General features: G+C 37.0%; 19 protein-coding genes and 1 pseudogene. 7 read left to right on the plus strand and 13 right to left on the minus strand.

Annotation, left to right across the window (positions count from 1 at the left end):
- Positions 1-108 precede the first annotated feature (108 nt).
- Entirely contained in the window at positions 109-1,218 is a 1,110-nt protein-coding gene (locus tag BEN71_RS09750) for an S-(hydroxymethyl)glutathione dehydrogenase/class III alcohol dehydrogenase (protein ID WP_068975967.1), read from the plus strand.
- Positions 1,219-1,465: 247 nt separating this feature from the next.
- Positions 1,466-1,660: pseudogene (locus BEN71_RS09755) on the plus strand (I78 family peptidase inhibitor); the annotation flags it as partial.
- Positions 1,661-1,747: 87 nt separating this feature from the next.
- On the opposite strand, the gene BEN71_RS09760 reads toward BEN71_RS09755, so the two are convergent.
- The 4 genes from BEN71_RS09760 to BEN71_RS09775 form a co-directional block, all read right to left on the minus strand.
- On the minus strand, positions 1,748-3,334 hold the full coding sequence (locus tag BEN71_RS09760; RefSeq protein ID WP_068975965.1) for an ATP-binding cassette domain-containing protein: 1,587 nt from the start codon (positions 3,332-3,334) through the stop codon (positions 1,748-1,750).
- Between the two features lie 319 nt (positions 3,335-3,653).
- A complete protein-coding gene (locus tag BEN71_RS09765) occupies positions 3,654-4,859 on the minus strand; it encodes an amino acid aminotransferase (protein WP_068975964.1) in 1,206 nt (401 codons plus the stop codon).
- Between the two features lie 230 nt (positions 4,860-5,089).
- Positions 5,090-6,322, minus strand: coding sequence for an HmuY family protein (locus tag BEN71_RS09770; protein WP_068975963.1), 1,233 nt, complete (start codon positions 6,320-6,322; stop codon positions 5,090-5,092).
- Between the two features lie 84 nt (positions 6,323-6,406).
- Positions 6,407-8,335: a TonB-dependent receptor plug domain-containing protein gene (locus BEN71_RS09775; RefSeq protein ID WP_068975962.1), complete on the minus strand. Its 1,929-nt coding sequence runs from the start codon at positions 8,333-8,335 to the stop codon at positions 6,407-6,409.
- A gap of 267 nt (positions 8,336-8,602) precedes the next feature.
- On the opposite strand from BEN71_RS09775, the gene BEN71_RS09780 reads away from it, so the two are divergent.
- Positions 8,603-9,601, plus strand: coding sequence for a DUF6607 family protein (locus BEN71_RS09780; RefSeq protein ID WP_068975961.1), 999 nt, complete (start codon positions 8,603-8,605; stop codon positions 9,599-9,601).
- 151 nt (positions 9,602-9,752) lie between these two features.
- Complete coding sequence (locus BEN71_RS09785; protein WP_068976001.1) at positions 9,753-10,529, plus strand: alpha/beta fold hydrolase; 777 nt, start codon at positions 9,753-9,755, stop codon at positions 10,527-10,529.
- A gap of 119 nt (positions 10,530-10,648) precedes the next feature.
- On the opposite strand, the gene BEN71_RS09790 is transcribed toward BEN71_RS09785, so the two are convergent.
- A complete protein-coding gene (locus BEN71_RS09790) occupies positions 10,649-11,005 on the minus strand; it encodes a helix-turn-helix domain-containing protein (protein WP_068975960.1) in 357 nt (118 codons plus the stop codon).
- Positions 10,995-11,303 carry a type II toxin-antitoxin system HigB family toxin gene (locus BEN71_RS09795; RefSeq protein WP_068975959.1) on the minus strand — a complete coding sequence of 103 codons (309 nt, stop codon included), beginning with the start codon at positions 11,301-11,303 and terminating at the stop codon, positions 10,995-10,997. The genes BEN71_RS09790 and BEN71_RS09795 overlap by 11 nt, the downstream gene beginning before the upstream one ends.
- Before the next feature lie 192 nt (positions 11,304-11,495).
- Between BEN71_RS09795 and BEN71_RS09800 the strand changes: the two genes are divergently transcribed.
- The gene (locus BEN71_RS09800) at positions 11,496-12,659 is read left to right on the plus strand and encodes an MFS transporter (RefSeq protein ID WP_068975958.1); all 1,164 of its coding nucleotides are present in this window, start codon (positions 11,496-11,498) and stop codon (positions 12,657-12,659) included.
- Between the two features lie 68 nt (positions 12,660-12,727).
- Here the strand turns inward: BEN71_RS09800 and BEN71_RS09805 are convergent, their stop codons facing one another.
- Positions 12,728-13,423 (minus strand): LrgB family protein, encoded by a 696-nt coding sequence (locus BEN71_RS09805; protein WP_068975957.1) that lies wholly within the window; start codon positions 13,421-13,423, stop codon positions 12,728-12,730.
- On the minus strand, positions 13,423-13,863 hold the full coding sequence (locus BEN71_RS09810; RefSeq protein WP_068975956.1) for a CidA/LrgA family protein: 441 nt from the start codon (positions 13,861-13,863) through the stop codon (positions 13,423-13,425). Before BEN71_RS09810 ends, BEN71_RS09805 begins: the two co-directional genes overlap by 1 nt.
- 97 nt (positions 13,864-13,960) lie before the next feature.
- Here BEN71_RS09810 and BEN71_RS09815 point away from each other — a divergent pair, with 97 nt between their 5' ends.
- Complete coding sequence (locus tag BEN71_RS09815; RefSeq protein ID WP_068975955.1) at positions 13,961-14,860, plus strand: LysR substrate-binding domain-containing protein; 900 nt, start codon at positions 13,961-13,963, stop codon at positions 14,858-14,860.
- 284 nt (positions 14,861-15,144) lie between these two features.
- Positions 15,145-15,426 carry a hypothetical protein gene (locus BEN71_RS09820; RefSeq protein ID WP_086322714.1) on the plus strand — a complete coding sequence of 94 codons (282 nt, stop codon included), beginning with the start codon at positions 15,145-15,147 and terminating at the stop codon, positions 15,424-15,426.
- A gap of 109 nt (positions 15,427-15,535) precedes the next feature.
- Here BEN71_RS09820 and BEN71_RS09825 read toward each other — a convergent pair whose 3' ends face one another.
- The 5 genes from BEN71_RS09825 to kdpA all read right to left on the minus strand — a co-directional run bounded on the left by BEN71_RS09825 (position 15,536) and on the right by kdpA (position 23,843).
- Entirely contained in the window at positions 15,536-16,252 is a 717-nt protein-coding gene (locus BEN71_RS09825; RefSeq protein WP_068975954.1) for a response regulator, read from the minus strand.
- Between the two features lie 59 nt (positions 16,253-16,311).
- Complete coding sequence (locus BEN71_RS09830) at positions 16,312-18,960, minus strand: sensor histidine kinase (protein ID WP_068975953.1); 2,649 nt, start codon at positions 18,958-18,960, stop codon at positions 16,312-16,314.
- 492 nt (positions 18,961-19,452) lie between these two features.
- Complete coding sequence (gene kdpC, locus BEN71_RS09835) at positions 19,453-20,055, minus strand: potassium-transporting ATPase subunit KdpC (RefSeq protein ID WP_068975952.1); 603 nt, start codon at positions 20,053-20,055, stop codon at positions 19,453-19,455.
- An 18-nt stretch (positions 20,056-20,073) separates the two neighbouring features.
- Positions 20,074-22,107 (minus strand): potassium-transporting ATPase subunit KdpB, encoded by a 2,034-nt coding sequence (gene kdpB / locus BEN71_RS09840; RefSeq protein ID WP_068975951.1) that lies wholly within the window; start codon positions 22,105-22,107, stop codon positions 20,074-20,076.
- An 11-nt stretch (positions 22,108-22,118) separates the two neighbouring features.
- Entirely contained in the window at positions 22,119-23,843 is a 1,725-nt protein-coding gene (gene kdpA / locus BEN71_RS09845; protein WP_068975950.1) for a potassium-transporting ATPase subunit KdpA, read from the minus strand.
- Positions 23,844-24,098: the final 255 nt, after the last annotated feature.

Genomic DNA, 24,098 nt, shown 5'->3' on the forward strand with positions numbered 1-24,098 from the left:
CTTTAAAATATACTAAATCATATCATCTCGTTAATGGTTGAATCTGTAAAGCAAAAAAGGTTAATGTAGTCCAACTGTTAAAAAGCAAATTCATTAGGATATTGAGCTATGAAATCACGTGCTGCTGTTGCATTTGGTCCAGGGAAACCTTTAGAAATTGTAGAACTTGATGTCGCTCCACCTCAAAAAGGTGAAGTCCTTGTAAAAATCACCCACACAGGTGTATGTCATACGGATGCTTTTACTTTATCTGGTGATGACCCAGAGGGTGTATTTCCCGCAGTACTTGGACACGAAGGTGCAGGAATTGTGGTTGAAGTGGGTGAGGGTGTGACTTCAGTTCAACCTGGCGATCACGTGATTCCTTTATATACTGCTGAATGTGGTGAATGTTTATTCTGTAAATCTGGTAAAACTAACTTATGTACATCTGTACGTGCAACACAAGGCAAAGGTGTAATGCCAGATGGCACAACACGTTTTTCATACAATGGTGAACCGATTTACCACTACATGGGCTGTTCAACATTTAGTGAATATACCGTCGTTGCAGAAGTGTCTTTGGCAAAAATTAATCCTGAAGCAAACCCTGAACACGTTTGTTTATTGGGTTGTGGTGTAACTACAGGTATTGGTGCTGTTCACAATACTGCTAAAGTTCAGGAAGGTGATTCTGTCGCAGTATTTGGTTTAGGCGGAATTGGTTTGGCTGTTGTTCAAGGCGCTCGCCAAGCAAAGGCAGGGCGCATTATCGTCATCGACACGAACCCAGATAAATTTGAACTTGCCAAAGAATTTGGTGCGACTGATTTCTTAAATCCAAAAGATTATGATCAACCGATCCAACAAGTCATTGTAGAAATGACAGGTTGGGGCGTAGACCATTCATTTGAATGTATTGGAAATACCAATGTCATGCGTTCAGCACTTGAATGTGCGCACCGTGGTTGGGGACAATCTGTGATTATTGGTGTTGCTGGTGCAGGACAAGAAATTTCAACTCGCCCATTCCAATTGGTTACTGGTCGTAAATGGATGGGGACAGCATTTGGTGGCGTGAAAGGACGTACACAACTTCCAGGTATGGTTGAAGACGCCATGAAAGGTGATATTCAACTTGCGCCATTTGTCACTCATACCATGAGCCTCGATAAAATCAATGAAGCATTTGATTTAATGCATGAAGGAAAATCTATTCGTACTGTGATTCACTTCTAATTTTTAAAACGATATAAAGCCAGTGTTTAGTTTTTCTGCACTGGTTTTAATCGCAAGAATATGAATTTTATATATAAATTTTACGATTCAGAATATTTTTGTTATGGTGTAGTTGATACAATTTTTGGGGATACAAATTATGATTAAAAATATTGCACTTTTAGGTTGTATGGCTTTTGCTGTTTCAGCTTGTTCATCTGTACCATCAAGTGAGCCAACAAACTCAACACCAAGTAAACCGACAGAATGTGTTGCAGCAGAGGCTGCGAAACTTGTTGGCCAAAATGATTTATCAGAAGCTAAAATTAAACAATTGACCAAAGCGACTATTGTTCGTAAGTTAGCGCCAAATCAACCAATGACGATGGACTATCGTATTGAACGTGTTACGGTTACTGTAGATCCTGCAACGAAAAAAATTACTAATGCTTCATGTGGTTAATTTAAAAGTAGTGAATTTAGAACATCACGTATAGCACGAGAATGAAAGATGATTGAATCAAGTATCCAATCATCTTTTTATATGCTTTTACAGCATTTTATACTCACTGCTGATTCCACATTGCTCAACAAAATAATCATCATGTGAAACTAAAATTATTGCACCTTGAAATTGTTGAATGGCTTGAGCCAATAATTGTTTAGACTCTAAATCTAGATGATTTTCAGGTTCATCCAACAGCAATAAATCAATACTTTCCTGACTATGACTGATTGCCAATAAAGTAACTTTCAGTTTTTCACCACCACTCAGTTGTGCCAATTTGAGCAATGATTTTTCACGACGAATTCGTAATTGTCCAAGTAAATTTCGCCATTCAACTTCTAGTAAAGTCGAATTAAAACGCGCTAAATTTTCCAGAACTGAAAGCTCATCATTCAATAAGCTAAAATTCTGATCCAAATACAGCACATTTCCTGTGTAGTAAATTTCTGGTGAAACTTCAAAATTATTTACATGCTGAACAATGTGTTTGAGCAAAGTCGATTTACCAATCCCATTCGCACCTTTAAGTTGAATTTTTTCACCCGCTTGAAGCGAAAGTTTTATCTTTTGTTGCGAAGCAAAGGGCAATTTCAAATCATTAATTCTTAAAATTTCACCATGTTTAGTCGTTTTAAATTGAAAATCAAACTTTTGTGGCTTGATTTTTTCTAAGCGACTTTGCTGTTCCGAAAGTTGAGCTTGGCTATCTTCATGCTGTCTCATCTGTTGATTTTTTAATTTCTCAAGACTTTGACTGGCTTGTTCTTTATTAAAATCGAGTAAGATTTTTGCTTGAGAATTTGAGTCACGTAATTGACGACCGTTACGCTGTCGTTTTTGAGCTTTCATCAAACTTTCATGTTGTTGCTGTTTCAGGTGTTGAATATCACGTTTCTCTTGCTCAACAGATTTACTTAAAGCATTCAATTGTTGCTGATGTTGCACAGCATATACTTCATAGTTTCCAGTGATCTGCTGCAACCCCAACTCACTCAAAGCATAAATATACTCAACTTCGTTCAATAATCTCAGATCATGACTAATCACACAGACACCTGCTTTATGTGCATGAATAGATTGAATAAGCCATTGCCTTGATTCCGTATCTAGATGGTTACTTGGTTCATCTAAAAGTAGATAATGATCTTGTTTTAAAAATAAACGACATAGTGCCAGTTTGGTTTTTTGTCCCTCACTCAGTTGCTGAATTGGAAAATTTAAATCGTGAGGTAAATTGGCATTGGACAAGATTTTTAGCCATTGCTGTGGTGCATCCCAATCATTTTCAACCAAATCAAAATCTGAAAAATTGGCAGTGTTATTTTCAATACGCTGAAAAGCATTATATAAAGTATCTACATCCAAGGCTTGAGCGATATTTTCTGCATCTAGCCTTTGAATCTGTGCTAAATATTCATGTGGCATATTCCATGAAACTTGCCCTAAATAGGGAATTTCAACCGGTGATGGAGAATTTAAAATTTTAAAAAGTAATGATTTACCTAAACCATTACGACCGATCAAAGCTGAAGTTTTCCCCGCATGCAGCACAAAATTCAATTGTTCAAACATACTTTGAGTAGGGAAAGCTAAACTTAGATTTGAAACGATACACGCTTGTTGAGTCATATACACGCATCCTTATAAAAAACAGGATGTGCAAAATAGTCAAATGAATGCCGTAAATAACAAAAGTTTAAAGATATTTTTGTAGAGCATGAGTAAGCAAAGCATAAAGTGTGGTCTATTTTACACATCAAAAAAGAACAAATAATTTGATGGGAAAATGACTTACTTCATTGGCGTTACTCTTTTATATGACGAGGGAATGAGTGCTATTGTATAAAATGAACTCAATTTGTCAATAAAATTGCGCAAGATGACTTTTGATTTTATGAATAAAAAAACCCAAGTGAACTTGGGTCTTTTGAAATTTATTGATCAATGATTAAGATGTCGCTTTAATCACTTCTGCAACAGAATCAGCCACATAATCAATATTTTTAAGATTTAAGCCAGCAGCACACATACGACCACTACGCACTAAGTAAATTGCATATTTATCTTTCAAAATATCCACTTGTTCAGCAGTTAAACCGGTATAACTGAACATGCCTTGTTGTGCTGTTAAATAGTCAAAATTACGCTCAGGTAAAGCAGCTGATAATTTAGCTTTAAACAACTCACGCATCTGAATAATACGCTCACGCATTTCTTTTAATTCAGCATGCCATTGTTCAGTCAAATCTGCATTGTTCAAGACATTATCAACAACTAAAGCACCTGTGGTAGGTGGGCTAGAGTAGATACGGCGCACAGTTGCTTTTAATTGACCTAAAACTTTTTGCGCAGTTTCTTTATCATCACAAATGAATGACAAACCACCGACACGCTCACCATAAAGCGAGAAGATTTTAGAGAATGAATTGCTGACAATAAAGTTCATGCCTGATTGGTCTAAAGCACGAATTGCATACGCATCTTCTTCTAAACCTTGACCAAAACCTTGATAAGCAATATCCAAGAAAGGAATCAAATCACGTGCTTTTAATACCTCAATCACACGATCCCATTCAGCAGGCGTTAAATCTGCACCTGTTGGGTTGTGACAACAGGGGTGTAGCAACACAATACCTTTTGCAGGAATTGTATTTAAATCCGCAAGCATGCCTTCAATATCAACACCATTGGTCGCTGCATCGAAATAACGATAAAAATGCGAGTTCACACCTGCACCATTAAAAATTGCAATGTGGTTTTCCCAAGTCGGTTGGCTTACCCAAACATCTGATTCAGGGAAATATTTTTTAAGAAAATCTGCACCAACTTTCAGTGCACCAGAACCACCTAAAGTTTGAATCGTGACTGCACGACCATCTTTACGCGCTTGGCTATTTTCACCTAAAACTAACTTTTGGGTCGCTTCGTTATAAGACTTTGAACCATCCATAGGTAAATAAAGTTTTACTTTATCATTTGTTGGTTCGATATTTTTTAAAGCAGCACGGACTGAGTTTAACTGAGGAACGATCGTATCCTCATTATAATAAAGACCAATACTTAAATTTACTTTATTGGTTCGTTCATCCTTACCATAAGCTTCCATCAGGGACAGGATTGGATCACCTGCATAAGGATCTACATGTTGAAACATGGTTCAAAGTCCTAAATCAAACGAAGTTATTGAGCCTTGATCATATATGTATTTTAAAGGTTCACTCAACAGCAGATTGAAGAATAATTTGAATAATTCATTCAACTTTAGCTTATATAAAGCCGTTAAATCGTGAACTTAGCGCTTAAAACTATAAGAGAAAAGAGTGAAACGATAAAACGGAGCGGGAACTCCGTTTTAACAGGTAAATTTAACTTATTTCAATGCACTTATTTTGTAGGTTGAATATCAAATTCAAAGGTCCATGTGGTTGCACTAGCATTATTGGTTGGATCTGCATAGGCAATTGATTTTAAATGCATGCGTGCATAGCTATTGCCTTTATTACCACGAATCATACTTGCACCATTTGGATTCGCACCTAATACGTGTTGAGCTTGTAATCCATCTGCTTGAGCTGATGCCAGTGTTGGATAATAGTAATACCATCCATAACTCAATTTACTTGGATAAGTACCTTGGAAACTCGGATTTAATACCGAAGTTACAGTATTTGAACCCCATTTAAACCCTTTTGCTGAAACTGCATTTTGTAAATCAGCTAATGTTGCTGTTACAGCATTGGTATCTTTAAATTTTTCTAAGATCACTTTGCCATTTACATCATAAAAACCAACAGGTTGCGATGCAACAGCAGCACCAATATCGCTATTCAATTGTACATTGTAGCGATTAAAAGCAATTTGCCATGTACCAGTGCTATTATTGTTGCTGACTTGTCCAGTGATTAAATTGACATAAGTCCAACCTTGAGTTGCATCAACAGATAAGGTTTTAACATTATTATCCAGTGTATTTAAATAGCGTAAAGTGATATTCCCAGAAGCTGTCCCTTTATAATAATCAACAATTTGCATGGCAAAAACAGGTTTTTCTGCGGTACCAATCGTATCGGTTTTACTCTTATCGGTAGTGAGTAAATAAGTCTTAAAGTTTGGTGACATACGGTGATCACCAAATAAATCATATTCAAAGAAACTATTGAAACCACCATTTGTGGTATCCATGAAAGCATTACTATAGCTATCTACCAACCAAGCCGCACTTGGTAAACTTCCTTTTTGTGTTGCGTCTAATTCTTTTGAAAGGGTATCCCATTGTCCATCAAACGGTGAATATAATGCACCTCCTTGCCCTGAACCACTGACACCACTGTTGGTAAATAGCATCGGTGTACGTGTACCCATTGCAAATTTAAGATCCCAATCTGTACCTTCACAAGTAATTTGAGCTTGGGTATCAATATCATAGCAATATGAAGTATTTGAAGCAGGCTGAATAACCCATTCCTTGTTTTTGATAGTGAATAAATCTGTATTGGTTACAGGTGGAGTCGTCGTTGAACCGCCAGTGCTACTATCGCCACCGCCTCCACCGCAAGCAGTCAGCAAAAGTCCCAACGTTGAAACGGCAAAAAGTCGAGTTAAATTCGTATTTAACATGAGTGTGAATAATCCTTTTGTTGATTAAGTCGATGACTGAATTGATGATTTAGATTGATCGCTAAATTGATCGTAAATAAAGGGTTATGAAGCTTTTTTATTCCAATTAAAACGTAAGCCCATATAGGTATATCGTCCTGAAATTGGGCGATAATCAAATGAAGCAGAGAAATCACGTTGTTCATTAAAAATATTGTCCATACCAACAAAGGCACTGACATAAGGGGAAATTTTGTAGTCCAGTTGACTATCTAAGGTGAACCAATTTGGTGATGAATATTGATTGGCACTGTCACCATATTCTTGGCTTTGATAACGCGCACGCAGGGTCACATCCAATTGATCATTGACGGAATAATTACTGCCTAAACGTGCAATATGCTTAGGACGGCGCGTCAAATCTAAACCTGTAGTTTTATCGCTTGCTTCTGTATAGGTATACGAACCGTTTAAAGCCAAATAGGGCGTGATATTCCATTGTGCAGATGTTTCAAAACCCTTAGTTTCAGCTTTTGCGACATTGCTATAGGAATATTGCGTGATGCCATTCGACACCACGGCATTGTCATAATCAGTCTGAATTAGATCTTTGACATCATTCCAAAATAGATTGAAATCAGCGTTCCAAAGCTCACTTTTAACTAGGCTTAAACCCAATTGATAACTATCTGAAGATTCAGGCTTTAAATTTGGATTACCAATGACGATATAACCTAAATGGCTATGATCAAATGAATAAAAGCGTTCTTTTAAGTTTGGTACACGGTAGCCTTGACCATAACTCAATCTTAAATCTGCAAATAAATCATTCTCTTGATAAAAGCGATATTTGGTACTGAATTTAAAAGCATTATGATCACCAAAATCTTGGTCATCTTGGAAACGCCAACCGAAGACTGCATCTATTTTGTCTGTCAATGCAGCATCATTTTGCAGATAAAATTCGTGGCGATCGCGTGAAACTTTGCCACCTTGCATTTCAAATTTGCCATTATTGCTTTGTTCTAATTGTTCTTCGTGCCAATCATAGCCCATCTGCCAATTTTGTTTATGCCATGTAGGCAATGAAACTTGCGAACTAAAATGGTTATTTTCTTGATTTGAATTGCGTAAAGCCGATAAATAGCCATCCGTTGTTTGTGTTGATGTGGTGTCATAAGTTTCATGTACTGCTTTGACATCAAAAGCAATTTTATTGGCAGTTTTATATTGACCACCAGCACTGAAACGTTGACGTTCAATATCTTCAACTTTGGCTTGTTCACGATTGGATGGGGAAATAAACACTAAACTCCGTTGATGATCTTTTTCTTGATAATCATTGAAATCTGCCCATATCGAGAACTGATCTGAAGGTTGCCACGCACCATATAAAGCATATTGTTGGCGTTTTTGAATATCGCCCTGTAAGGGATAATTGTCAGGATTTACTGCAAAACCGTCACTTATAAGTTGGTCTGCAATCAAGCGTCCTTGAAAACTGCCTTGTTTTGCTTCGAGTTGGACTTTTTCATGATGATTATTAATGGATACGGATTTTCCATTGGCGTTTTGCTTGCCATAAGAACCAATATCCACTTGCCCAGAAGCTGAAAAACCATCACTGACTTTTTTGGTGATGATGTTGATTACACCACCCATTGCAGAAGAACCGTATTGTGCTGAAGCTGCGCCTTTGACCACTTCAATGTGATCTATACCTGACACTAAATATTGATCTAAATCAACAGTAGAACTGGTACTTGCTGCCAAAGGAAGCCCATCAATCAGTACCAAAACTTGATCACTGGTTAAGCCTTGCAGAGAAATTTCATAACCTGATTTTCCATGAATTTCACGTAATAAAATTCCTGGAATATTTTCTAAAGCATCCTTTAGGGTAATGGCATTGGTACGAATCAGTTCTTGTTCATCCACAATCTCTGTGCGAATTGGGCTATCGACCAATTTCTTTTCTGAACGTGTGGCTGTGACGACGATGGTATTTAATTTTACTGATTCTTCTGTTGCCATCTCAGCAAAAGCTGATTGATGGATGATGCATCCATTTGCAAAGAGGCTAAGAAGCAAAAGATTACGTTTGAAATGTAGCGGGTAGAGGGAGCAGATATTCACGTTAAAATTTCATCAATGAAAATAATTATCATTTATAAATAGTAATCATTATCTTTATTATTTACAATACCCTCGATTTTTATTTCAAAAAAGCAACTTGTTCTCCACAAAAGAACAGTGCAACTGAAATAAATACGTGTTTTATTACAATATGGATTTGTTTTTATGAATTTACGTTTTATACCTGCTTTACTGACGTTAATCGTACTCGGGGGGACGAGTGTGCATGCTCAAGAAAAAACAGTAATCACGACTCAGCCTACTACACAACAGCAAGATTTCATTCATAATTTAAGTCAAGCTCAAGCGCACCAAGCGATTTTGAAAATGGTGGGTGAGTACCAAGTAACATTCCGTTTTGAGGAAATTTATTCGGTAAAAAGTGGCTATGACATTTTGCCACCAGACATTTCTAAAGGTTTTGAAACTGTTTTTGTGATTGAAGACACGCCGAATAAAGTATCTCTACAACATTTGCTTTTAGCAGGTGAGCATGTCGTTAAACATTGGCGTCAAGACTGGGAATATGAACCAACCAGTATGTGGAGCTATGTGGGGAATTATCAGTGGAAAAAAGTTCAACTGACTAAAGAGCAAAGTAAAGGCAAATGGCTACAAACCGTATGGCAAGTGGATGATTCTCCACGTTATGCAGCATTGGGCAATTGGACAAGTGATCATGGTATCGAGGCTTGGACTTCTGCGGAAACTTATCGTCCTTTACCACGTCGTGAACTGACTACACGTGATGATTATGACATTATTTCAGGCATCAACCGCCAAGCGATCACCGCAGATGGTTGGGTACATGAGCAAAATAACATTAAGTTTGATACAAAAACTCAAAAGCCTTTAGCACGTGAACTCGGCTTAAACCAATATGAGCGCGTTAGCAAAACTGACTTTAAACCTGCCTATGACTATTGGGAAAAAAATAAAGCATACTGGTCAGAAGTTCGTGCAGCTTGGGATAAAGCGTTCCAACAAAATGAAGTTTTAGGTCTAAAATTCACGCGTCAAAAAGATGATGATAAAAAAGCGCACTATGTTCAGTTTATGAAACAAGCTGAAGAATTTGCGGGTAAAAAAGTAAGCAAACAGCAAATGGATGAAAAGATTAAAAAACTTCTCAATCAAGAGTTGACTGTTGGTCAGTTGAAATAATTTTTTAATTTTCTTTATTTTCAATCGAAGGTATATGTTTTTACATATACCTTTTTTAATTCATCATTTTATATACATAAAAGCATTGTTCAACTAGCAACTTCTTGTCATCATTGAATAAAGTTTAAATTTATCAATGGATGGTTTGTTCATGCTCCTCAATTATCAATTTGATCGTATTGAATCTTCAGTTGAAACCCAAACTTTGGTTTTGATTCATGGCTTATTTGGTAGTTTGAGTAATTTGGGCATTATTGCACGTGCTTTTCAAGGTAAATTCGATATTTTACAAATAGATGTGCGTAATCATGGGCATTCAGCTCATTCTGATGAAATGAATTATAATTTAATGGCAAATGATATTTTAGAAACTATTGATCATTTAAATATTCAAAATTTCATTGTGATTGGGCACTCGATGGGTGGAAAAATCGCCATGAAATTGGCTGATTTAATGCAACAAACCGCTTCAGATCACCTACAGAAATTAATCGTTTTAGATATGACACCTTTTGCATATCAAGAAAATCATCATAATCAAATTTTTAAAGCTTTATTTGCTGTTGAAGAAGCACAAGTTGAATCTCGTAAAGAAGCGACTGAAATCATGCGTCAGTTTTTAAATGAAGAAATGGTGATTCAGTTCTTGTTGAAATCATGGAATAAAGGACAGTGGTTGTTTAATGTGAAGGCACTTTATCACCATTATGCTGATATTTTGAGTTGGGATGTTCAAACTGTAAATGCTGTACCGACTTTATTTATTAAAGGTGGAAATTCGCCTTATCTTTCCAAGCCTGAGCATTTTGAAGCGGTTAATACACAGTTTAGCAATGTTCAAATTGAAACAATTGAGGGTGTAGGGCATTGGTTACATGCGGAGAAGCCAGCGGAAGTGAATGGATTGATTGAGGGTTTTATTGGATAATAAAATTTTAAAAACCTCATCTTTTGAAAGGTGAGGTTTTAAATCATCTTGATGCACGTGACTGTATGCATTTTTAGTCAAGGATGAGTTGATAGTCGCCACCGAAAGGTGGCTATTTCTCAGGTTGCTGCCATTAAAGTATCGTATGAAATATTAAGATTGTGATGTAACTGTTTCATCATGCGTAAACTTAAACCGCGTTTACGATTTAATACCTCTGATACTCGACTTTGCCCGCCTAGATATGGTTCTAAATCTTTTGGGGTCATATTTCGTTCTATCATTCGACACTTGATTGCTTCAATTGGGTCGGGTTGAGCAATTGGATAATGTTTGTTCTCGTAAGCTTCGATGAGTGTAACAAGCACTTCTCGTTCGTCTGCTTCGGGTGTACCATTTTCAGCTTGGAATATACTTTCTAAACGAATAAATGTTGCTGTTAAATCATCATCATTACGAATGGGCTTAATATTCATTTACTGTCTCCACATCTATTTTATCGTATTGGGCATGAGTACCTATGAATTTAACCCATACAATACTGGCTTGATATTGGATTTCTACGACTAAGCGGTATTTGTTGCCACCAATATTAAAGACAACTCTATTGCTACCACAAATACTGGCATTACCTGCATATTGCTTGACATCATGCGGTGTTGTCCACGTTGCTTTTATTACATCGTGATACCACAGTTCTAAAGGTGTTTGTGAGTCTTCATAACCTACTTGTTCCCAAAATTGGCATAAAGAACGCTTAGCAATTACTCTCATGAATTGTCCTAGTTGAGATTGTTATTACAATATCCCAAAAATGGATAATTAGCAATACTCAGCTAAGGTTAGACCTTATTTATCATAATTTTTATTTGTAGACTATTGAATTACAAGTGTAAGCAATTCAGTACAAATACATACAACCTTAGAATATGTTAACATATTGAAAATACAAGTTAATACAACTCTATGCGACCTCTTACAATCCAAACTAAACTTGGTGGATTCTACTTCTGGTACTATTCAATCGTTGGGACGTTTTTGCCGTATTGGAGTTTATACCTACAAGATCAAGGCTTTAACTACAAAGAAATTGGATTACTTTCATCTATAGCCATCCTGACACGAATTTTTGCACCGTTTATCTGGGGTTTTATCGCAGACAAAACAGGCAAACGAATGCTACTGGTTCGTATCGCCACATGGATGGAAGCGACCATTTGGTTCCTGATCTTTATTATTCCCAACAATATGCAATCCATTGCATTACTCATGCTGATTTTTAGCTTCTTCCAAAATGCGATTCTTGCACAATTTGAAGGCGTTACACTATTTTGGTTAGGCGACAAACATACTGAATCTTATGGAAAAATACGGAAATGGGGTTCGATCGGATTCATTGTTGGGGTATTTAGCATTGGCGCATTATTGGATGTAGTCGATATTCACTATTTACCGATCATGCTGTTATGTATTGCATTTACCGCATTTATTTGGTCATTCACCATCAAAGAACCTAGCACTGCACCAAGTTCACAAAAAATATTAGAACCCTTATTGCCCATATTAAAAAAACCAGTGGTTGCAGCATTCTTTGCAATTGAATTTATTATGCTTTTTGCACAAGCACCATTTTATAGCTTTTATAGTAACTATTTAAAATTAGGTGGTTTTAGCACAACTGAAATTGGCTTTTTATGGTCAGTTGGTGTGATTGCAGAAATTATCATGTTTAACTATGCCAATTTCTTTTTAAGTCGTTTTTCTTGGCGTAATTTAGTGGCGCTTTGCCTTGTGATGACCTGTATTCGCTTTCTATTGGCGGGCTATTTTCATGAAAGTTTTGCCATACAATTTATTTCCCAAACTTTTCATGCATTTAGTTTTGGTTTATTTCATATTATTGCCATGCGCATCATCCTACAAAACTTTAATGCAAAACAACAGGGCAGAGGGCAAGCACTGTATAGCACCATGTGGGGGCTGGGTGTGGCTTCAGGTAGTATTTTAGCAGGACAATATTGGGAACAATTGACAGGTCAATCTATTTTCATCATTGCAGGTTTATCTGCACTAATCGGTTTATTATTGGTGAATTTCCTACCAAAAACTATTCAAACACCTGCTAGATAAAAGTATTCAGAATATAAAAAAACCTTCTCAAGTATCGAGAAGGTTTTTATTCAACAGAAAATGAATGATTAACCAAAGATTTTTACAATCAAATGGACAATAAATGGTCCAACTAAAACCATAAAAATTCCTGCTAATACCATGGTTAAACTTGCAATTACACCTTCTTCTTTATCACGCATATACGCTTTACTGGTTCCAAAACCATGCGCTGCATTGCCCAAAGAAGCACCTTGCGCAAAACGTGACTTAAGTTTTAAACCACCTAAAACCAAATCTCCGATTAGCATCCCAGTCACACCTGTAATCATGGTGAATAAAATCACCAATTCGACAGAACCGCCAATATGAGTACTGAGTTCCATGGCAAATGGTGTAGAAATGGAACGAGCCATTAAACTATAAGTCGTAGTTTGGTCGAAATGAAATAATTTCGCCAAATAGTAAGCACTGATCATCCCGGCAAACATACCAATCACAACCCCCATGCTGATCGAGATCAAATGTTCTTTAATAATGGCACGATATTCATAAATCGGAATCGCAAAAGCCACAGTTGCAGGACCTAACATCCAGATAATCCATTGACTATCAAGCATATAAGTATCATAAGATACATGTGTGCACAGTAAAATAATGATTAAAATTGTCGGTACAAAAATAGCTGGAGATAAAACAAGATAAGGATATTTACGATACAGTTGTTTAACTAAAACATACGCAATCAATGTACCTATAAAACAAAGGATTGAAATAATAGACATTATTTATCTCCATGCATGACATGCATCGTTTTATTTGACTGATGCTGTTTTAATCTATGCTCAATTTTAAAACCCAAATGCACGCTATATGCTGTAAACACCATCACACAAATTGTGCCAAGTACAACAACGACAATTAATTGCCAACCTTCAGTCATAAATAAAGTTTTATATTTCATCAAACCAATAAAACAAGGAATGAAGAATAAAACCAATTCACCAAGAATAAAGTCTGATCCAGATTTAATCCAACCAAGTTTTAATAGACCAGTCATTAGCCCGATCAATAGCATAAATAATCCAATCACAGCTGCTGAGACAGGTAAGTTAAACTGTTTTTGAATGATTGAACCGACCCACCAAATTAGGATTAAAAATATAACTTGTAGACAGTTGGTGAAAATGGATTTCAATTGGAATCTGTGTACGGATGTAGACATGAATGACTGATTTTTTCAGGAGATGAGATATTTTAATGATAATTCTCATGCTAAATTATGAATAGTAAATCTTAAATTATGCTTTTTTGGAATGTTTATGGATATTAAAGCACTCAAAGTCTTTGTAGAAATTGTGAATTGTAGAAGCTTCACTTTGGCTGCGGAACACTTGTTCATGACACAACCCACGATTAGTAAAACAATCAAAAACTTAGAAGAAGATTTAAGCACGGCGTTATTTAAAAAAGGTGAATCAGGAAGAAAAAGGGAAGTTGTATTGACTTATGAGGGAGAACTCATTTATCAACATGCTTTAAAAATGCTAACCGAACAAAAACAACTTTTAGAGAGCTTAGTTCAAGTTAAAAATTTAAAAAAAGGGCAATTAATTATTGGCTTACCGCCATTAGGCTCTGTATTACTCAGTCCTTTGATTGCGTTATTTCATCAAAACTATCCGGATATTCAACTAAAATTTTTAGAAGTTGGTGCAAATGGTATTGAAGAAGCGATTGCGGATAAAAGCATTGATGTTGGGATTTTATTGGGAAATTTAAGACCTAATTTTGCAGCAATTCCTGTGTTAGATTCTCCAATGTGCTTGTTAGCAAAGAGAAATTCTCATTGGGATTATCGAGACTCGGTTGATTTAGTTGAGTTAAGTGAGGAAACATTCTTACTTTATGCAGATTCATTTACTTTGAACAAGATGATCATTCAAGCAGCAAATTCAATTGGTTTTGACCCCAAAGTGGTGTGTAAAAGTAGTCAGTGGGACTTCATTGCAAAAATGGTTGAATTTAATATGGGGATCGCCATTTTACCTAAAATTTATTGTGAACAGCTCGATAGGGATAAATTTTGCTGGACTGTATTATCTAAACCACAATTAAATTGGACACTGAGTATGGCGTGGAATACATCTGTCGCGATGAGTCCGGCAACCAAAGCTTGGTTAAATATCGTGGATCTTCATCGAGATAAGATTCATTTTTAAGGGTTTTATTAATATTTTAAAAATCTTAAACATAAATATTAATTCGAATAATTTTAATGAAATTTAAGACAATATTATATTTAAATACAATTGCTTAATTGTTTTTATTTCGCATAATGTATATTATGTTAAATAACATTTACATATAAATATAACATATTCTAAGCTTAATACAATGCTCATCATCATTTCTTACTTATAGGTTTTGCTTTAGGCTCTCCATATACCGTGGCTCACAAACTTAAAGTTGCTCGACCTACGAAACACGTCATGTCTATCTCAGCTTGAATGAAAAACATCGCGGCAAACTTAGTGCTCAATCAGATTCAGATCATATACGTGAGTTAAATCTACTCTCACCCAATAAAAGTAAATTTATACGCTTATTACAACACCAATTTACTGAACATCATCTAATCATTAACAATCGACGTTTTTATGTTGTTGATTGGGATAATTACCCTATTGTTATCTTTGAATACCGAGATGGTACGCAAGCGATGAAATTGCAAGACCAAGACGATGGTTTGCCATTATTTTTTGTACAAAGCCATTCTTTCGAGTGAATCTATTGAAAGTGACAAAAACAAGCCTATAAATTAGTGCTTAAGCATTGATTATGTTAAATAAACTAACACTCAATATTTAACTCATTAATATTAATAATAAGTTCTACTACACCAAAACATTTAAAAACCTTAAACCAATACCTGGCTCGGTCACAATATATTTAGGATGTACAGCATTATCATTCAATTTAGCTCTTAGTTTAGCAACTAGAATTCGTAAATAATGCGTGTCTTCCTGATGTGTCGGCCCCCATAACTCCTTTAGAATTTGAGGTTGAGTCAATAATTGACCTTTATGTTGAGCCAATAGACTGAGTAATTGATATTCCTTTCGGGTTAAAGTCACTAAATTCTGTTCTAAAAATACCTGACGTTGAGCAAAATCAATTTTGAGTACACCATCATCAAAAATAGCTGATTCAACTGCAACATGTTGATATTGCCGAAGTAAGACACGTATTCTTGCCATTAACTCTTGTACACTAAATGGTTTAGTCACATAGTCATTCGCACCAGCATCAAGTAGTTTTACTTTTTCAACTTCATCCGCACGTACAGAAAGTACAATCACTGGAGTTTTTGACCATGTTCGCAATTCTTCAAGAACATCAAACCCATCTAAATCAGGTAATCCAAGATCCAGTATAATTAAATCAGCACCTTGCAATGCCAATAATTCTAAGCCTTTTTGCCCATTTTCAGCCAATAAAGTTTTATAGCCTTGTGCTCTAAGTGCTATATCTAAAAATTTACGAATCTGTGTTTCATCATCAATAATTAAAATATGCGTCGTTGAACTGACTGTAGCATTTTTCTCAGACATCATTATTCCTCACAAACACAGATAACCAATTAAAATCAATAATTTAGATAAGTTTAAATTTATATAATCTGTTGAATTGGCAATATAATTCGGATACAAGTTCCATGATTATTCTTTGCTGATGATGCACTAATTTTCCCCATATGTGCACCAATAATCGCTTTAACAATGGTTAAACCCAATCCTGTACCATATTGCCCACGATCACCTCGTTCCATAGTATAAAACATATCAAAAATCCGATCTCGCTCATCCTCTGGAATCCCCTGTCCTTGGTCGCTAATCGCTATTTCAATTTCATTATCACCGACTTGCATTACATCAACAATCACAGCTTGCTGTTCAGGTGAAAATTTTGCTGCATTTTCTAAAACATTAAAAATTGCTTGCTCGATTAATGCCGCATGCACAAATAGACTTAAACTTTGCTCAGGTAAATGCACTTCAATCACGGCGTGTGGCATATAGCGTTGTAATCGTCGAACAGCTGAACCGACTAATTCATCTACACCAATCCAATCGCGCTTTAAACTTAAACCTTCATGACCTAAACGTGTCATATCAAGTAAATTTTGGATATAACGGTCTAAACGCTCACCTTCCAAACGAATCGCTTCCAAAAGACTAGCTTGATCTTGTTCATCCATAGCATGCCGATAATGCGTCAATGTATCCGCAGCACCAATCATTGACGCGAGTGGTGAACGTAGATCATGTGAAACTGAGGATAAGAGTGCTGAACGCAATTTTTCAGTTTCTGAACTGACATTGGCGACCTCTAAAGCTTTGGTTAGTTGCGTCCTATAGATGGCTTGTGCAATATACTCGACCATTGCTTCCGCTAAACGCTTTTGCTCATTTCCGAGATGCGCTGGTGCATGTAAAAACTGAATACCGATCACCCCTAAACATTGTTTAGATGCAAGTAGAGGTAAAAACCACCACGCATTTTCAGTCAACGTCTGAGTAAAACGACCTGAAGGTTGTAAATTTTTAAATGTCCATTCAGCTGAAATCCGCTCTTTATCACTGAGTTGTTTTAAGACATCTTTACCATCTGAAGCTTCTGGACAATATAACCATACTTGCGCTTTTAAATTTTTACTTAGACTGCTACTTGCAATTTCTTGTACTTGCTTGAGATCCACAGCAACCGAAAGCTTTTGCCCTAAATCTTGCATGATACTGTTATAGCTATTGGCTGCTTTCAACGCTGTCACTTGTTCACGGAGACGCGATGCTAAACGACTAGCAATCAGTGCTGCACCAAGAAAAGCCACGACCGTGATCACACCTTGATGTGCTGAAATTTGCAAAGTAAATTTAGGTGAAATAAAGAAAAAATTATAGGCTAAGAAAAATAAAAGCGCTGAAAATACTGCAGCCACCATTCGAGTTTTAGAAGCAACAAATACCACAGCGGTTATAAAAATAACTGAAAGCTCTTCAATACCAAGATATTTTTCTCCTAAACTTGCGATGATAATACTGATTGCTGTAGTCAGTACCACATACAGACTTTCTCTGAAGGTTAAGAAAGCCCCTTGTCGTTGAAAAAAATGCCGCGGTCTTGATTCTGATGCAATAGGTACGATACTCAGTTCAAAACTTGGTTGATACTTTAAAATTTGTTCAAGCAAATTAGGTTTAAAGCTAAACCATGTGTTACGTGATTGAATTTGTGCTAATACAAGTGTGGAAATTCCATGATCTATAACATAATCAAATAATGTACGAGCATGTTGTTGACCATATAAAATTTCTGTCATACCGCCCATTTGACGAGTCAAATTGAAAGCATTTTCAATCTCTCGGCTTTGTACATTTTCTGATTGTTGTATATTGGATTCTTGAGAAAATGTCACCACACTCCAATTTGCCAAACGATTTTCAGCAATACGACAGCCTATCCGAACCAATGCCTCCGCATGACCATTACCTTCAATCAGCACCAAAATATGATTTTTTAATGGAATTGGTGCAATCCCCTGAACCGCAAAACTTTCCCGTACATCACTATCCACATGACTAGCGACGGTTTGCATCGCCAATTCACGTAAAGCAGTAAGATTGGAATGATTAAAAAATCGTTGTAATGCCTGTTCTGCTTGCTCTGGTATATAGACTTTACCTTGATTCAACCGTTCCAATAATTCATTGACTGGTAAATCAATCAAGCGAATATCACGAATCCGTTCAAATACTCGATCGGGTACAGTTTCAGATACACGAATTCCTGTAATTTGATACACCACATCATTCAAGCTTTCTAAATGCTGAATATTCATTGTGGTAAAAACATCAATACCAGCATCTAATAATTCATTGATGTCTTGCCAACGCTTTTCATGCCGACTATTTGGCATATTGGTATGAGCAAACTCATCAACAAGTACAATACTGGGCTTTTTCTCCAATACGGCGTCCAAATCCATTTCTTCCAAAGAATGCCCTTGATATTCAATGACCTTTCGAGGAATAACCGTTAAGCCCGCTATTAAGTTTTCAGTCTCACTCCGACCATGTGTTTCCACATAACCGATAACAATATTACTTCCTTGTAATGCCAATTCATGTGCACGAGCCAACATTGCAAACGTTTTACCCACACCCGGTGCTGCACCTAAAAAAATCGTCAATCGCCCAGATTGGTAACGCTGTGTATGTTGTAATAAGACATCAGCTTTGTTGCTTCGTTGGTCAGTCATAGATTTCTGCTATATGTGTTGAATTTTAAAACAACGTAAATCTTTTTATTCGAACAACTTTTCCCTTTTCCAAAGGGTGAGAAGTATTACTTCGGAAGAGGGAGTTTACTTAAGTAATAGATATTACAGATTTGAAAAATAAAGTATTCATTTTTCAAATTTTATTAATGTTTCTCAGCGGAGTCTTACATCAGAAATTTCAATTTAGGGATTAGCCTTCGGCTCGAGGTACTTTTGTTTCGGCAAAAGTACCCAAAACCATTGTCATCCGCAAAACTCGTCTACTTCCGTCATGTTATTTAATACATCGCAAAAACATATCTGATTAAAAGTAGTCCTGCCTCAAACACGTTGCGGATGACGTTATCGCGTATCCAATATTATTGAGAAGCAAAAGTTGCTCTTAGGTTACTACGTAAAATCAGTTAAGTTAAATAAGCGCCCAAATCCCTATTTTAAAACTGTGATTAAATAATCTTTTTTAATTATCCATCACTTCCCTACACGATCTAAAGCCAAATTCAACTCAAGTACATTCACGCGTGCCTGACCCAAAATTCCAAAAGTCGGCTGAACCGTTTGTTCCTGTACTAGTTTTATCACATCTTGATCTGCAAGATGCCGCGCTTGAGCAACACGGTTCACTTGAATCATTGCCGATTGCACACTAATTTCAGGATCAATCCCACTACCTGAAGCAGTGACTAAATCTGCAGGAATTTTTGATGGATCAATCTGTTCCTGAGCAGAGATTTTATTCAACCGTTCATTGATGATTTTATTCAATTCTGGATTCGTTCTCGCCATATTACTACCAGCCATCGCCATTGGATCATAATTGGCAGCAGATGGTCGAGGATGGAAATATTGCGCTTGAGTAAACGGCTGAGCCACCAAACGTGAACCGACAATTTGATTATTTTCAATCATCATACTGCCATTGGCTTGATCTGGAAATATTGTCTGTCCAAACCCCGTAGCTACACTACTATAAATAAAGCCACATAAGCCCAGTGCAATAACCGTTAATCCTAAAGAACCACGTACTAACTCAGCCATTGATGAATCAATGAGTTGATTATTTTCAATATTCATTTTTATCATCCTCAATAATTAAAGTGACAAGAGTGGACTAATCAGAAGATCAATCGCTTTGATCGCTACGAATGGTAATACGACCCCACCAACCCCATAAATCAACATATTACGGCGCAATAATTGTGTAGATGTTGAAGGTTTAAATTTCACACCACGCAGTGCAATTGGAATAAGCATCGGAATAATAATCGCGTTAAAAATCAATGCTGAAAGAATCGCACTTTCTGGACTTCCCAATTGCATAACATTCAACACATGCATTTGAGGAATCGCAGCTACGAATAAAGCAGGCAGAATAGCGAAGTATTTGGATACATCATTGGCCAAAGAGAATGTAGTCAATGCGCCACGTGTAATTAACTGCTGTTTGCCGATTTCAACCACAGCCAATAATTTGGTTGGGTCAGAATCCAAATCCACCATATTGCCTGCTTCTTTGGCTGCTTGCGTACCTGAGTTCATCGCTAAACCAATATCTGCTTGTGCCAAAGCGGGTGCATCATTGGTACCATCCCCCACCATTGCCACCAAATGCCCTTTGTTCTGTTCAGTACGAATACAGCTTAATTTATCTTCTGGTTTCGCTTCGGCAATATAATCATCCACACCTGCTTCAGCTGCAATCGCAGCCGCAGTCAAAGGATTATCGCCTGTCACCATGACCGTTTTAATCCCCATTTCACGTAAGCGAGCAAACTTTTCTTTGATGCCTTGTTTAATTACATCTGAAAGTTCAATCACACCGAGAATATTTTGATCTTTTGCAACCACAAGCGGTGTCGCACCTTTAGAGGCCACTTGTTCAACACGGGTTTTTAATTCAGCATGATGTTCAATATGTTGTGATGTAAATTTTAAAATGGCATCCAAAGCACCTTTACGGATCTGATGCCCATCTGACAAATTCACGCCTGAAATTCGCGTTGCTGCATTAAACGCAATAAACTCAGCTTGTGTAGGTTCAATAATCCGTTCACCTTGATCTTTTGCCAAAGCCACGACTGACTTACCTTCTGGTGTTGGATCTGCCAATGACGTCAATACAGCGGCCTGACGTAATTCTGTCTCAGTGACACCTGTCACTGGATAAAATGCGGTTGCTTGACGATCGCCATAAGTAATTGTTCCTGTTTTATCGAGCAGTAATACATCTACATCGCCTGCAACTTCCACAGCCTTACCTGATTTAGCAATCACATTGGCTTTTAAAGCACGATTCATCCCTGCAATACCAATCGCAGGTAATAAACCGCCAATCGTAGTTGGAATTAAACACACCAATAGCGCCACCAATAGAATTGGATTGATTTCAATATCTAAGAAATGACCAATAAAAGGCAAACTCACGACAACAACAATAAAAGTCACAGTCATCACGGTGAGTAAAATCCCCAAAGCAATTTCATTGGGTGTTTTTTGGCGATTTGAACCTTCAACCAAGGCAATCATACGATCAAGAAAACTATTGCCTGATTCAGCAGTCACTTGCACGATGATGCGATCTGTCAATACTTTTGTGCCGCCAATCACCCCTGATTTATCCGTTCCTGCTTCACGAAGTACGGGTGCAGATTCACCTGTTACTGCTGCTTCATTGATTGTGGCAAAGCCTTGAATAATTTCACCATCGGCAGGAATCAATTCTCCTGCACGGACTTCAATCAAATCATTCATTTTTAAAGAAGCTGCAGGAATTTGCGTACCTTCAGCATCTTTTTGAGAAGTTAAGCGTCGTGCTGTTAAATTTTGACGTGCTTGACGTAAGGATGATGCTTGTCCACGACCTTTCGCCTCTGCAACTGCTTCTGCATAATTAGCGAATAAAACGGTGATAAACAAAACTAAGGTCACTAACAAGCCAAATACCAAACTTGCATAGCCCATCAAAGTACTGACCAAAGTAATGATTGTTCCCAACCACACAATAGCCATAACTGGGTTTTTCATCACATGTTGCGGTAACAATTTGATGAAGGCATTTTTCCATGCCTCACTTTGCAATAAAGTTGAAGCGATGCTGTTTTGAGAAGATTGATTTGAATGATTCATTGTATTCACCCTTAACCTTGTACCAATAACAATTGATCAGCAATTGGCCCCAAGACAAGCACTGGCATAAATTGTAATAAAGTCAACATCACCACGATCGCAATCAAAGTCAGTGCAAATGTTGGTGTTTCGACTTTTAAACTCCCACTACTTTCAGGTGTTTGGCGTTTGGCTGCCAAACGTGTTGCGATCCATAATGGAATAATGAGCGTCGGGAAACGTCCAAGGAGTAAAGCAATTGCACAGCTGACATTCCACCATACGGTATTGTCAGATAAGCCCTCAAAACCTGAACCATTGTTGGCAAATGCAGAAACATATTCATATAAAATTTGCGAAATGCCGTGATATTGCGGATTACTATTTCCTGTCAATTCAGGAAAAAACAATGCAATCGAACTTAAGCCAAGAATAGTGATGGGCTGAATCAAAATCACCACAGCCAGTAATTTGATTTCACCAGCTTCGATTTTTCGGCCAAATAACTCAGGAGTACGACCTGTCATTAAGCCTGCAATGAAAACGGCTAAAAATAGATAGATCATAAATTGCTGTAAACCACAGCCAATTCCGCCCCAAATTGCATTGATCAACATATTTGACAATTCAATCAATCCAGTCAGTGGCGCAGAAGAATCATGCATCATATTGACTGAACCATTATTCACTTGTGTGGTGATTGCCGCCCAAATCGCGGAAGATGTTTCACCCAAACGAACTTCTTTCCCTTCCATTGCTGAAAGTAAGGTTGAAGTTGAAGATAAACTTTCTGACCAAATCGCACTGCTTGCAGAAATAACTGACATCAACAGCATCGAAGCAAAGACAAAACCTGCAAATTTGGCACGTTGGGTAAAAAAGCCCAACATGAATATGACTGAAACAGGAATCAACAGAATTGCCATCATTTCTAAGAAATTTGACAATGGCGTTGGATTTTCTAAAGGAACTGTGCTGTTTGGTCCATACCAACCGCCACCATTACTTCCCAATTGTTTAATCGCCACCATTGGTGCAACTGGGCCTAAAGGAATTTTTTGAGTTTTTAATTCACTGGTTTGGTCGATAACTTGAACTTCTGGTCCAGCTTGAAAGGTAGATGGTACACCTTGACTTGTGAGCAATAATGACCAAATCATGCATAACGGAATGAGAAAACGAAATGTCGGACGAATCACATCTGCCCAGTAATTCCCTACATTGATCTGTTGCACTTTATTATTAAAACTTGCTTGTTGGTCATTTTCAGATAATGCATTCGATTGTTTATAAAATAATGCTCGAACTGTAGCAACGACCATTGCCAACCCCATCATCGGAGTAATGATCTGCAAACCGACAATACCCACCATTTGTGATAAATAGGACAATTGTGCCTGTCCTGAATAATGTTGTTGGTTGGTATTGGTTAAAAATGAAATCATGGTATGCAATGCCAAATCCCATGACATATTTGGTGCATGGTTTGGGTTCAGTGGTAAACTGGCTTGAACCATAAACAGCACCCAAGTGATCAACCCAATCACCATACAACTCATCACAAAACTCAACGTATAGGTTTTGACATTCATACCTCGTTTTGGATTTGTACCTAAAACAGCATAAATGGGTTTTTCAATCCAATTGAATAGTGGATCGACTTTCATCTGTTCATTGCGCATCACTGCGGCAAGATATTTACCCAAGGGATAAGCCAAAATGATCACTATGGCTAAAAGTAAAATAAACTCTAGCATGATATTTCTCCTGATTTCGTATGATCTAAAGGAGAAAATCTACAATCGCTATGATTTTTAAATTGTGGTACAAAGCATAATTTTGGATGCTGTACTGGTAGATGCACTATGGATTTAGCGCTCATCTTTTTTCATCCTAAACATTGGGATATTCCATGTCTAAGTATGTGAAAGATGCCCGTAAACTCTCTATTCTCACCTGAGTATTTGGCGTAAAATTTGCGTAAAATTTATTGAATATTATAATTTTGGAAA

The sequence above is a fragment of the Acinetobacter wuhouensis genome (assembly GCF_001696605.3).
Taxonomy (GTDB): Bacteria; Pseudomonadota; Gammaproteobacteria; order Pseudomonadales; family Moraxellaceae; genus Acinetobacter; species Acinetobacter wuhouensis.